The following is a 13,687-nucleotide window of genomic DNA, read 5'->3' as shown; positions in this document are numbered from 1 at the left end:
CACGCCGCACAGGTTAAAGATCAAGTTAGGATCGGCCTTATGACTCGCTGGACTGATTTCGCCGGGAAAGCGTCCGGGGAGGACTACGCCGCACGATTCGCGACCCTGGCCCGTAGTGGCAAGAACGTGCACGGTGAGGCGCGGTTCTGTGCGGCTCTCGTGCCTGCCGGAGCGCGGGTGCTGGACGCCGGATGCGGTACCGGACGCGTCATGATCCGGCTCGCGGAACTCGGGTACGACTGTGTCGGGGTGGATCTTGATGCGTCGATGCTGGCAGTGGCGCGGGACCGGTCGCCCGGACTGCCCTGGTTCCAGCTCGATCTGGCCGAGTTCGAGCCGGCCCTGCTCGGTATCGAGGGAGGCTTCGACCTCGTCGTTGCCGCGGGCAATATCTTCCCGTTGCTCGCCCCCGGCACCGAGACGACAGTGGTGAAGCGCCTGTCCGCGGCCCTGCGCCCGGGTGGCCTGCTGGTCGCCGGATTCGGCCTGGACGAAGCCCACCTGCCGGTGCCGCCCAACCTCACGCTGTCGGACTACGACGACTGCTGCGCCGCGGCCGGTCTGACCCTCGTCGACCGCTTCGCCACCTGGGACGCCGCCCCTTACGACGGCGGCGGCTATGCCGTCAGCGTCCACCGTCGGTGAGGGCGTACCGCAGGTCTTGATCACCGCGTCCACCGGGCAGGCCGGGGACGGTCCCAATGGAGCGACCCGCTGTCCCGCGAATCCCGGTCAGCGGCGGCCGGTGGCCAGGGTGACGAGGAACTGTCCGCCGCCGGGCTCGATGCCGGCGGTCACCGGCAGCCCCGGTACCAGCCGGGAGAACCGGTCCACCAGCCAGTCCGCCACCTCTTGGGCGTCCCGCCTGGTCGGGCAGCGGCCCACCATCTCGCGGCCCCCCTTGCGCTCCAGTCTCCCGGCAACGGTGATCAGCGGGGCGGGTTCGACCACGTACAGGCGGTCGGGCCAGGCGATGACCACCTTCACCGCGCCCTTGCGGGTGTTGCATCCGCGATGCGCGAGCCGCTCGGCGACCTTGGCCTTCCGGTCGGCGGTCCGGCTGTCGACGCTGGGCCCCCGCGGGTCGTTCACCGACTCGTCGGGGTCGACCGCCTCGTCACACACCCAGCACCGCCAGCCGTCGCGCTCGGCCACATCATCAAGGAGACTCATCCGAGCAAACTAGCCTGCCAGGCCGTCCCCCCGCGCACAGGGGCCCGGCAAGGCCCGCGGTGCGGGCGAGGGGCCCCAACCCCGCCCGCACGCCTCACGGACGCGTCGGCACCCCCGCCAGGGGATGCGGCCCGACTGTATGGCCCAGCAGATGCAGTGGACCCGCCGCCACCCCGGCGTGTTCCACGGCCTCCCAGTAGGCGAGGGCGGCTGTCCCGTCCACCAGGCCCTGCACCAGCGGCAGTTCGGGGTCCGCCGCCTGCAGGAGCGACTCCACCCGGCAGGAGGCGAGGGTTCCCTCGATCCACGGCTGGGCCAGATAGCCTGCCGCAGCCGGTGCGGGCAGCCCTTCGGCGGCCTCGCGGCTCAGCTCGCCGAGGTGCAGGAGACCACCGCCCAGCACGAGGACGTCTCCGCGTTCCCGCATCCGTGCCAGTGCCCGGCCGGTGTCGAAACAATGCGGGAAGGAGTCGTCGACCACCACGGTGCCGGGCGCCAGCCGGTCCACGTCAAGTACCGCTCCGGAGCCGCTCACCGCAGTCACCAGCAGACCGGCCCCGTACACCGCGTCGGGCAGAGTGTGACGGGATTCCGCCACCTCCACCTCGCCCACCTGGCCACGCTCCTGCAGCCGTCGCGCCAGCCGTCGCAGCCGGGGCCCGCTGCCGGGTACGTCGCACAGCACCAGCCGCCGCAGCGGCCGGGTGGCCCGGGAGAGCAGCAGCTCCAGTGAGGAGGCGCCGATCGAGCCCAGCCCGGCGAATGCCACATCCAGGTCCGCGAGATCCTTCCCCGTGGCTTCGAGTGCCGCGTGCACCGTCCGGACCACCGAGACGACGGTCGCCGCGTGCCCGGTCGTCACGGCCGCCGGTCCGTCCGCGGAGCGCAGCACATCGAAGCCGTAACCGGTCAGCGACGGAATCATCCCGGCCAGCGAGACACACCTGGCTCCGAGTGAAGAGGCGAGCGACACCGCACGGGCGGAGTGGGCGACGAGCCCGGCGTCCCGGTCCAGTTCGTCGGCGAAGAGGGGCACGCAGACGAAACCCGACCTCCCCAGCGGGGTCCGGACCGTCTCCAGCAGGCGCGGCGCGCCGTCGGGGAAGAGCAGCTCGCGCAGGTGTTCCCGTCGCAGCGAGTCCTCGGGCAGCCCGGCCAGTCGCGCCAGATGGCCAGGGGCCGGCAGATAGCCGACCAGCGCGGCATCCATCGTCGTCTTCCTCGGAGCCGGTGGGCGGTTCGTGCCGGGCCGGCCCGCGGCTTGTGCGAGCCGTTCCCGGAGCGCCCGCGCGAAGTCCTCCAGCGCGGCCGGGGAGAGGGCCGCGGCGGATCCTCGCACCGTGACCCGCAGCCCGGCGCCTTCCGGCCGTACGGCGAGGAAGACGTCCGTCGACGACGACGGCGGCGCGAACGCGCTGTCCCCGTCGTCCCATGACACGGTCAGCGACTGCTCGTGCGAGGCGGCCGGCAGGGAGAAGTCGAGGAAGGTGAAGAAGAACTGCGACGTCAGCGGAAGACCGTCGGCATCGCGGGGCACGATGTCCTCGTGCCTGCGCGCCTCCTCGGCCTCGGCCACGATCCGGCGCAGGTCCTCACCGAAGTCCGCTGCCACGCGCTCGTCGCCCTGCCCGGCCGCAGGCCGTACGGGAACCGCGGTGGCGAACGGGCCGAAGATCCGGTGCACATCGGGCAGCGGGTGGTCACGGCCGCTCACGGCCAGACCGACGATCAGATCCGTACGGCCGGTCGTCCGGGCCAACTGCTGGTAGTACGCGGTGAGTAGTGGCGCGTAAAGGGTTGCGCCCTCCTGCGCCGCGAGCGCCCGCAGCGCGGCCGTCCGGTCCGCGTCGAGTACGAACCCCGATGAACGGAAGGGTGCGGCCGCACGCTCCGCGCCACTGTCTCCTTGGGTGTCGCGGAGCGCTGGACGACGGTACGGGTAGTCCATCCGGGCCCGGCGCTCCGCAGCGCCCGGCGCGGTGCCGGGCTGCTCCTCGGCCGGCAGCAGGGCGTGGTCGCGGAAGGTGGCGCGGGGTGCGGGCAGGTCTGCTGTACGGCCTGCGGCCAGACGGTCGTAGAGCGCGGTCAGTTCCTGGACGAGCAGTGCGGCGCTGTATCCGTCGCCGATGAGGTGGTGGGCGTGCACCAGGAGCACGTGCTCATGCTCCCCGAGGCTGAGGACTCGAAGGCGCAGCAGCGGCCAGGCCCACGGCTCGAAGCGCCGCTTCGCCTCGGCCGCCGCGCGTTCGGCCACCTCGGCGCGGTCGGTGAGCGTCTCGAATACGACCGGCAGCCGCAGCGAGGGCGGGAGCTCCTGCTGAACGGGTGGCCGGGTACCGGAGGGGAACACAGTGCGCAGCATGCCGTGGCGTTCCACGAGCAGATCCACCGAAGCCTGGAACACCTCCGGGTCCAGCCGGCCGGTGAGCCGCAGCCGCGCCGGCCAGGAACCGCTTCCGCCGGGCGAGATGGCCTCCGCGAGCAGGAATCCGCGCTGGGCCGGCGTGACGGGGAAGGGGGCCGGATGGCGCACAGTCGTCGCGGCGGACTCGGAGGCGCGGGCCGCGGCGGTGCCGCCGTGCCGTCCCGCGACGGTCGCGTCCACGATCGCGGCGAGCCCGGTCAGGGTGCGGTGTTCGTAGATCACGGTCGGCCGGGGCAGCGGTGCCCTGACCTCGGCGAGCCGGGCGAACACCTGGAGGACGAGCATCGAGTCCCCACCCAGGTCGAAGAAGTCGTCCTCCCCGCGGACGGTGTCGAGTCCCAGCAACTCCTGCCATATTGCGGCCAGTTGCTGCTCAGTCGGGGTGAGGGACGAGTCCTCGGGCGGATCACCGGCACTCTCCTCCCGCGCGGGGAGATCGGCTGCGGGGAGATCGGCGAGCGCACGGCGGTCGACCTTGCCCGTCCCGGTGAGCGGCAGCTCGTCCATCACCGTGATCCGTGCCGGGACCATGTAGGGCGCAAGGATGCCCGTCAAGTGGCGGCGTACCGTCCGCGGTTCCGGGCGCCCGGCTCCGGGACGGGTGGTGACGTACGCCAGCAGCCGGCCCTCGCGGGCGATGACCGAGGCTTGCGCGATGCCGGGATGTGTCTGGAGGGCTGCCTCGACCTCTCCGGGCTCGACCCGGTTGCCACGGATCTTCACCTGGCCGTCGATCCGTCCGAGGAACTCCAGAGTGCCGTCTCCACGGCGCCGGACCCGGTCACCGCTGCGGTACCACCGACACCCGTCCAGCATCGTGAACGCCCGAGCGGTCAGATCGGGTTCGTCCAGGTAGCCGGCCGTCAGACCCACTCCCGCGATCAGTAGTTCACCCGGCTCGTCCACGCGGCAAGGTGCCCCGTCGGTTGTGACGACCGACAGATCGGTACCGGTGACCGGATGTCCGATCGGCAGAGTCTTGAGGCCGTCGTCCGGACGCGTCGAGATGACGTGGCACGTGGCGTTGATGGTCGCTTCGGTGGGGCCGTACAGATTGGCGATGCGCTGTCCGGCGCCGAAGAGGTCGAACCACCGCCGTACGTGCGAGGCGGGCAGTGCCTCACCGCCCACGTGCACCCAGCGCAGCGCCGACAGGTCCGGTCGTCCCGCTCCTCGCCGCACCCGCTCCTCGGCGGCCGACAACAGCTGTTCCCACAGCGTCGGGACGGAGCTCCACACGGTGATCCGGGTCCGTTCCGCGTACGCCAGAAGCAACTCGGGGTCCCGCAACAGGTCCCGCGGAACGGTCACCACGGTGCCGCCCACCAGAAGTGGCGCGAGCAGTTGGCGCACGGAGGCGTCGAAGCACGGCGACGCGGTCTGCGCCAGGCGGTCACCGGCGCCGTAGCCGAAGGTGGCGACGGCCCAGTCGAGGTAGTTCTCCATCGCCCGGTACGTGATCGGGACCGCCTTCGGACGCCCGGTGGAACCCGAGGTGAAGATGACGTACGCGGTGGCATCGGCGTCGGGCACGGCTGCGGGGGAGCTGTTGTCCGCCGCCGGATCCGGCGGGCCGTCACCGCGTACCGCCCGCACGCCGTCGAGGACGTCGGCGGTGTGCAGGGTCGGCGCGTGGCACACCACGGTGGAGACATGCGCGCGCTTCAGCTGGTCCGTCAGCCGGGCAGGAGGATGCGCCGCGTCGAGCGGAACCCAGCCGGCCCCGGCACGCAGGATGCCGACCACACCGATCACGGTGTCCGGGCCGGGCTCGGTGAGCAGTCCGACCAGCTGGCCTGTCCGTACGCCGTCGGCGCGCAGCCGGGTGGCGAGCAGACGGGAGGCGCGGTCGAGTTCCGCGTAGGTCAGAGACGTTCCGCCGCCTTCCACGGCGGTCGCGTCGGGCGTGGCACGGAACTGCCCCAGCAGTCGGCCGACCACACCGTGCTGTGCGTCCGCCTTACGAGGCGGCGTGGGGGCCGAGGGGGCGTCGGGGCCCGGCAGGGACTCTTCCGGAGGTGGGCACAGCGCGGCCAGCTCCTCGCGGAACTCCTGGTCCAGGCGGGCCACTGTCGCCTGTTCGAACAGCGGGTCCGGGAAGTTCCACGACATGCGCAGCATGGGCCCGTCCGCCCAGCACAGCAGGCTCAGCCGGGTTGCGGCCGATCCGGTTCCGGCCGCCTCCGCCCGTACCTCTACCGGGCAGTCGGCCCCGAGGCGGGCCGGGAAGCGGGCGAAGCTGAAGCCCGCCGGGCTCGCCGTGCGCGGACCACCGCCGGGCAGGAGGCCGGCCAGATCCAGACTGCTCACCGCGGAGTGCCGTTCGCTCTCCAGCCAGGTGCGGCGCAGTCGTTCGGCCAGCGCCGTGACCGGCCCGTCGAGGGCCGTCCCGCACAGCAGGGGAAGGGTGTCGGCGAAGGGGCCGACGAGCCGTTCCACACCCTCGAAGCGTTCCTCGCGCCGGGCACGAGCCACGTTGACCGCGATGTCCTGGCGCCCCGTCCACCGCGCCAGGCAGCGTACGTAGGCGGCGAGCAGCAGATGGAACAGGGACACCTCGTGTGCGGCGGCCAGCCTTTCCAGGCGGGCGGTGAGCGCCGCGTCGAGCGAGCCGTAGTACTGCCGGAGAGGGCCCGAGGGGGGCGCCTCGGGATCACCGTCGTACGGCAGCCGCAGCGGTTCGCCCCTCCCGGCCAGGCGCTCCGCCCAGTAGCGGCGGTCGTCGTCCGATGTGCTGGTGCCGGCGGACCGTGCGCTCAGCGCGGCGTACGCCGCGAAGCTCGGAGCGTCCGGCTCCGGGGCCGGACGCTCCCCGCGGCACAGCACGGTGTACAGCGACCACAGGTCCTCGGCCAGGACGTTCAGGCTGTACCCGTCCGCCGCCGCATGATGAACCACCAGCAACAAGTGTGCGAAAGAGGGCCCCTGACGGAGCAGTACGGCCCGAACCGGCGGCTCCGTGGCCAGGTCGAAGGGCTGGTTGCACAGCTCCGTCTCCAGGCCGGCCACCTGCTCCGCACCGCACTCGCGGACCTCGTACCAGGCCGAGAGCGGCGCGGCAGGTGCCGGGCGCTGCACCGGCCCGGCGCCCGAGTCGTCGACCCGCACGCGCAGCATGCCGTGCCGTACCGCCAGTTCGGCCAGTGCCAGGCCGAGTACCTGGGTGTCCAGGGGGCCGCGGACCGTCATCCTGAGGTGGCCGCGGGCCGGTACGTCGGGGTGCAGGCGACTACTGGTGTACAGGGCCAGTTGTACGGGTGTCAGGGGAGACCGGACGGAGTCCGGTACGGGCTCGGGGGAGGGCTCTCGCACCCTGTCGGTGTCTGCGGCGGCCCCGGTGGCCAGGTCCAGATGGGCTGTCAGCTCGCGTACGGTCCGGTATTCGAAGAAGAGCGTGGCGGGCAGTTGCCGGCCCAGTCTGCGTTCGAGCCGTTTGACGAGGTCGACCGCGCCCAGCGAGTCCAGCCCCATCGAGAGGAACGGCGCGTCGTCGTCCACGGCGGACACCGGGACTCCCAGTGACCGCGACAGCAGTTCCCGCAGCACCGCGGCGGTACCGGGCGCGGCGGCCACCACGTCCGCCGTGGCGGACGTGTGCCCGGTCGTGGACTGCGGCGCGGGCAGGGGCCCGCGCGGCTCCGCAGGCCGGGTGGGCGCGCGATCCGGCGGGACCGCCCCGTCGGCGAGGACCAGTTGGGCCAGGTCCGTGCCGCAGGCGGACATCAGGGCCGCCAGGGCCGGCGCGGCTGCCAGCGGCCGGCCCCCCTCATGAGTGAGGACACCGCCGCCGGTGAACGCGGCCGCGAGACCCGTCTGCGCGAACGGCCCGAAGTTCACCGACAGCCAGGGACGCCCCGCCTGCCGCTCGGCGCCGGCGAACGAGTCGAGAAAGGAGTTCGCGGCCGCGTAGGAACCGAGTGCCCCGGCCAGTCCGGGCAGTACCGAGGAGACAGAGGAGAACGCCACACACACCTCGGGGTACCGGCCCCGTCGGCGCAACGCCTCGGACAGCAGCACGGTGCCGAGCGTCTTCGCTCCCAGCGCCTCTGCCGTCTCCTCCGCCTTCGTCCCGCGCAGACTCCCGGGACGCACCACTCCGGCCGTGTGGAAGAGGGCGTCCACCGGAGGCAGCGCGGCCACCAGCGCCTCGACGTCGTCCCGCACGGTGAGGTCGGCCCGGTGGTAGCGGGCGTCGGCGCCGAGACCGGCGAGCTCCTCCAGCAGACCCGCGGGCGGCTGCGGGGAACGCCCCGTGAGCCAGAGCACGGGCCGGCCACGGACGGCGAGTTCCCGGGCCAGTGCGGAACCGAGGGCCCCACCGCCGCCCGTGATCAGGAAGGTGCCGTCGGCGGGCAGCGGGTGCCGGGTGCCGGGGAGATCCGCCGCTTGTGCGGCGACGGTCCGCACCAGCCGCTGTCCGCCCCGCCAGGCGACGGCTCCGGCCGCCTGCGGCGCCGTCGCCTCGGCGAGTACGGCCCCGAGCCGCTGCCCGGCATCGTCCAGTGAACAGAGGTCGACCCAATTGGCCACCGTTCCCGGGCACTCCGACGGCACGGCCAGTGCCAGACCGCCCAGCACCGCTTGTGCCGGGTCCGGACGCTCGCGTCCGTATCCGGTGGCGTGCGCGTCCTCGGTCACGACCAGCAGCCGGCGGGCCCCCGTCAGATCGAGGAGGGTGAGAGCCTCCTGGAAGGCCGTGACCAGCGCACGCTGAAGCCGGTCGAAATCCGCGGCCGTGCCGTGGCCGGCCGGTCCGGCCAGGAGAAGCACCGTCTCGGGGCGGGTGCCGGGGGCCACGTCCGTCTGTACGTCGTGTTCCGCGAGACGTCGTGTGAGCTCATGGACGGCCGCCGGGTCGGCGCCGGTCACCAGCACAGGCCCGCAGCGACGGTCCGTGGTCAGGGGATCGGTCCGCCAGGTGACATGGTGCAGCAGCTCGTGCTCCCCGGATCCGGCCCCGGGCCGGTAGCGTTGCCGCTGGTAGGGATAGGGCGGCAGAGGAACCCGCCGGCGGCCCGCGGCGGGTTCCGCACGGTTCAGCCCCACACCGCGAGCCCACAGGTGCCCCACCGTTGCCAGCAGCTCCCGCGCTCCGCCCGCGGCACCGTCCCGGGGCGCTCGGGGACGCTCCGGGGCGAAGGGGGCGGAGAGCACGAGCACATCGCCGTCGACGCCGGCCGTACCGGCACTCCGGTGCCGGGCGGCAGCCGCACGGACGAGACCTGCGAGGCTCTCCTGCGAGCCGAGTTCCACGAACGTGTCGTAGCCCTCCTCCAGCAGCCGTGTCACGGCCCGCCCGAACAGCACCGGCCGCAGAGCGTGTTCACGCAGGTGGTCCGGGTCCATGAGCGGATGCCACTCGGCGGTGAGCGTGCTCATCACCGGCAGGCCGGGGCCTGTGACCTCCACGGCGCGTGCCGCGTCGGCCAGGGCCTGGGCGATCGGTTCCATCAGGGGCGAGTGGAAGGCGCGCGACGCTTCAAGCGTGCGTATGGCCGCCCCTCGCGCGGACAGCTTCTCAGCCGCCCGCCCGATCGCGCCGGGGCTGCCGGAGAGCACCAGCCTGCCGGGACCGTTGTACGCGGCGACCGCGAGTTCCCCCGGAGCCGCCGCGACCAGGGCGGCCACGTCCTCCTCGTCGGCTCCCCGCACCGCGATCATCACGCCCGGCGGGGTCGACGTCGCCATGAGCCGTCCGCGTTCCGCCGCGAAGTCCAGCGCGTCGGCGAACGACAGCGTCCCGCCGGCGCAGGCGGCGGCGAGTTCGCCGACGCTGTGCCCGACCAGCGCGTCCGGCTGTACGCCCCACGCCTGCAACTGCCGGGCGAGCGCCACCCCGTGGGCCACGAGCAGCGGTTGCGCCACTTCCGTCGCGGCCTGGGCCCGCGCGTCCACCTCGGCATCGACGCACCAGGCGGTCAGCTCGCGCCCGTTCACCGCGCCGACCCGGGCGGACGCCTCGTCGAGTGTTTCGCGGTAGACCGGCGCCGTCGCGTGGAGCGCACGTCCCTGGCCCGGCCGGAGCGCACCCTGGCCGGGGAACACGAAGACCGTCCGCGGACGATTCGCCACCGTCCCCGTGACTGTTCCCGGCACGCGGTCGGCGCCGGGAGCGGTCGCCGCGGCCAGGCGTTCCCGGAGGTCGCCGTCGGCCACCACGGCGAGGCGGTGAGCGCCCTCGTCGCGGGCCGTCGCCGCGGCCAGGCACACATCGCCCTCGTCCAGCTCCGGGTGGCTGGACACATGCTCCAGGAGCCGGGACGCCCAGGCGTCCAGACCGGCCCTACTGCCCGCCGACAGCGTCATCAGGTGCGGGCCACCGCCCCCACGCGGAGCATGCTCCGCAGTCGGCGGCGCCTGCTCCAGCACCGCGTGCGCGTTCGTGCCGCCGAACCCGAAAGCGTTGACGCCGGCTCTGCGGGGACCGGACGACGGCCAGTCAGCCGCCTCGGTGACCAGCGCGAATCCCGATTGCTCGACTGCGGGCGACGGGGGCGTGTGATGGAGGGAGGCCGGCAGCCGCCCATGCTCGAGCGCCAGCACCACCTTCACCAATGAGGGCAGGGCAGCCGCGTTCAGCAGATGCCCGATGTTCGTCTTCACCGAGCCGAGCAGCCGCGGCCTGCCGTCCGGACCGGCCGGGAAGGCGTGTGCGAGGGATTGCAGCTCGATGGGATCACCCACGGCCGTGCCCGTCCCGTGGGCCTCGACGTAGGTCACGGACGCCGGGTCGACGCCGCAGACCTCGTACGCCCGAGTGATCACCTCACGCTGCCGCAGCGGGTTGGGCGCCATCAGACTCAGCGACGCGCCGTCGTTGTTGACTGCGGTGCCCCGCACGACGGCGAGCACCTCGTCGCCGTCCCGTCGGGCGTCCGGCAGGCGTCGCAGGACAAGGGCCGCACCTCCCTCACCGGGTACGAACCCGTCGGCAGCCGCACTGAAGGCGCGGCTGCGTCCGCCGGGCGACAGGGCTTGTGCGGCCTCCAGGGCCTGGTACCCGTCCGCGGTGAGGTGAAGGCTGACCCCGGCGACGACGGCGATGTCGCACTCGCCGTCCGCGAGGCTGCGCCGTGCCAGGTGCAGGGCGACCAGACCTGATGAACACGCGGTGTCCACGACGAGCGCCGGGCCGTCCAGGTCCAGGCAGTGCGATACCCGGGCGGCTGTCAGGTTGGGCAGGTTGCCCGTCAGGGCCGTTGCGGACGGTGCCGGGGCGGGGGAGGCGCGTGCGAGGACCTGCCGGTAGCCGCTGTCCCCGGCGGCGGCGAAGACACCGACCCGCAGGCCGATCCGTCGGGGTCCGGCGTAACCGGCTCGTTCCAGCGCCTCATGAGCGAGTTCGAGGAAGATCCGGGCCTGCGGATCCAGGGCGTGGGCCTCCTCGTCGCCGATGCCGAAATGCCCCGCGTCGAAAGCGTACGGGTCGTCCAGGAACGCCCCCCGGCGTCCGCCGGACACGGGGGGCAGCGGCCCGGCCGGCGCCTCCTCGGCCGGCGTGCTGCCCCAGCGGTCAGGCGGGACGTCGGTGATGGCGTCGCGGCCGGCTGTCAGCAGCTCCCAGAACTCCTCCGGCGTGCTCGCGCCGGGGAAGCGGCAGGCCATTGCGACGACCGCTGTCGCGCTCACGTCGCCCGCCGCGTGCGGAACCGTCCGCTCGTTCGCGGTGGGCCGCCCCGGCGCCGTGTTCTCCTCCGTCGCGGCCAGCAGATGATCGGTGAGCGTGGCGACGGTGTCGTTGCGCATCACGGCCGGGCCCAGGGTGATCTCCAGGGCCTGTTCCAGCTCGGCAAGCGTCTCCATGGCTTTCAGCGAGGTGCCGCCCAGATCGGCGAACCGGTCCCGGTCTCCGAAGGACGCCTCGGACCGTCCCAGTACGCGTGCCCAGGCGTCGCGCACCGTCTGCCGCACGTCGCCCCGGTGGCGGGGCACCGGGCGCGGCCCCTTCGGCCCGGCCGACGGCCTGGCCGCGGCGTCTTCCGGGATCCCGGACTGCGCGAGGGGCCGGTACGAACCCGCCTCGAAACGCGCGCGCATCCGATGCCTCTGCAACTTGCCGCTCGTGGTCCGCGGGAAGGCCGACGGCGGCAGCGCGAGCACGCGTACGTCGTCGTGGCGCAGCGCGGCACGGATCCGCCGCGCGACCTCGTCCAGGACCTCGGCGGCGCCGCGTGGCGGCCGGGCCCAGGGGACGAGGACCACGACCCGCTCGGCGCCGGTCGCCGGGTCGGTCGAGCCGATCACCACCGGGTTCCCCGGCGGCAGCCCGGGGCTCGTGCTCGCGACCTCCTCCATGTCAGGGGCGTGGAAGGTAAGGCCGTTGAGGAAGAGGACGTCCTTGTGCCGGCCGCTGACGCACAGCCGGTCGTCCCGCAGGAATCCCATGTCCCCGGTGCGCAGCCAGGTGCCGGTGAAGGACCCCGCCGTCGTCTCCGGCAACCGGTGATAGCCGCGGGCGACCTGCGGGCCGCTCACCTCGATGTGTCCCACCCGCCGGTCGCCCAGTGGCCGGCGGGCGTTGTCGGTGATCCGGACCGAGCAGCCGGGCACCGGTACGCCGACGTCCATCACTTCCAGGGCGTCGCCGCCCGGTTCGAGCTCCACGGCCCGGCCCCGGCTGAACGCGGCCCGCTCCAGGGCGACCGGAACGGCCACTTCGCCCAGCGGCGGGAACGTGACGGCCAAGGTCGCCTCGGCCAGTCCGTACACGGGAGTCGCCGCCCGCGGGTCCAGCCCGGCCGGCCGCATCTTGGCGGCGAAGTCCCGCCACACCGTCGCGGAGATCGGTTCGGCGCCCACCAGGATCAGCCGCACCGGGCTCAGGTCCAGCCCGGCGAGCACCTCGTCGGGAATGCGCCGAACGGCGAGCGCGAGCGCGAAGTTGGCGGCCGACAGGACCGTGGCCCGGTGCGCGGCGGCCACGTCGACCCACAGGCGCGGACTCTTCGCGAACGAGAGCGGACCGATTTTCACCTGCTTCGCGTGCGCCGCCAGCGGCGCCAGATGGGTACCGATGAGGCCCATGTCATGGAAGTAGGGCATCCAGCTGACCAGGACGTCCCGTTCGCAGAGAGCGGAGGCCGCGATGATCTGACGCAGGTTGGCCACCACGGTCGCATGGGTGAGCTCCACCCCCTTGGGCGCCCCGGTGCTGCCGGACGAGAATTGAAGGAACGCAAGGTCGCCGGGGGCCGGCGTGGCGAGCCGGGCCGGCGTGGGGCATTCCCGCAGCATCTCCAGCCGCAATACCTCGACCGGCCCGGGCAGTTCGCCGGCCACGTCCGCGCTCGCCGCGTTCACCACAACGGGCGGGCGGCCGAGATGCTCCCACACCGGACCGACCCGTCGGGCGTCGGGTGCGAGCGGCACCGGGACCAGACCGGCCGCGAGCGCACCCCAGAACATGGGCTGGAAGTCCTCGCTGCGTTCCGCGAGCAGGGGCAGGCAGGTACCGGGCGCGACCCCCGCGTCGCGAAGGCCGCCCGCGACGCGCAGCGCCTCGTCGAGGAGCTGCCGGAAGGTGACGGCCGTCTCGCTGCCGTCGCCGCGGACGTGGACGACGACTTGGTCGGGCGCCTGACGGGCCGCGTCCAGTAGTACGTCCAGAAGCGTTTCGGGGTTCATGAGTCCGTTCGTTCGTGCGTGGGGGGAGGCGGGACGCGGTCACGGAGGATTCAAGTGTGGGGCAGACGGCCGGCCCCCGAGCCCGCGCCCCCGTTCGGCGCTGTGCAGAGGGGCCTGGTAGGGCAGTGTTGTGGGGGCCGGGCCGTCCGGCAAACGGCGGCACTATGACGTTCGTCTCTGTGGGGGCAGGCGCATTGCTGTCGGTGCGCGAAGCGGTCTGCCCCCGGCCCGGGCCGGGGGCGACAGGCCGGCCGACGACGGAATCGCCGGTTCTCGGACCCGTGCTGCGCCGTGCTCGTCAGCAGACCCGAGAGACGTACCCGCCACGTACCGATCGGCGGGGGGCGGGGGGGGCCCGCCCCCCCGCCCCCCCCCGCCCGGCCACCCCCCCGGTCAAGGGGGGGTGGGGGGGGTCGTGGCGCCTGGTCCAGGGGTGTAATGCGGGCTGTTATAAAAAAAAACAGC

Annotated in this window: 3 protein-coding genes; 1 reads left to right on the top strand and 2 read right to left on the bottom strand. The window is 73.2% G+C overall.

Features of this window, described 5'->3' with window-relative positions; translation table 11 throughout:
• Positions 1–39: 39 nt before the first annotated feature.
• The gene (locus tag ACFVW8_RS35025) at positions 40–645 is read left to right on the top strand and encodes a class I SAM-dependent methyltransferase (protein ID WP_389697315.1); all 606 of its coding nucleotides are present in this window, start codon (positions 40–42) and stop codon (positions 643–645) included.
• A gap of 87 nt (positions 646–732) precedes the next feature.
• Here ACFVW8_RS35025 and ACFVW8_RS35020 read toward each other — a convergent pair whose 3' ends face one another.
• Complete coding sequence (locus ACFVW8_RS35020; RefSeq protein WP_389697313.1) at positions 733–1,173, bottom strand: hypothetical protein; 441 nt, start codon at positions 1,171–1,173, stop codon at positions 733–735.
• Positions 1,174–1,267: 94 nt separating this feature from the next.
• On the bottom strand, positions 1,268–13,222 hold the full coding sequence (locus tag ACFVW8_RS35015) for an amino acid adenylation domain-containing protein (RefSeq protein WP_389697311.1): 11,955 nt from the start codon (positions 13,220–13,222) through the stop codon (positions 1,268–1,270).
• Positions 13,223–13,687: the final 465 nt, after the last annotated feature.

This window comes from Streptomyces sp. NPDC058221, assembly GCF_042882365.1.
Lineage (GTDB): Bacteria > Actinomycetota > Actinomycetes > Streptomycetales > Streptomycetaceae > Streptomyces.
This window is presented reverse-complemented; position numbering and strand designations above follow the sequence as displayed.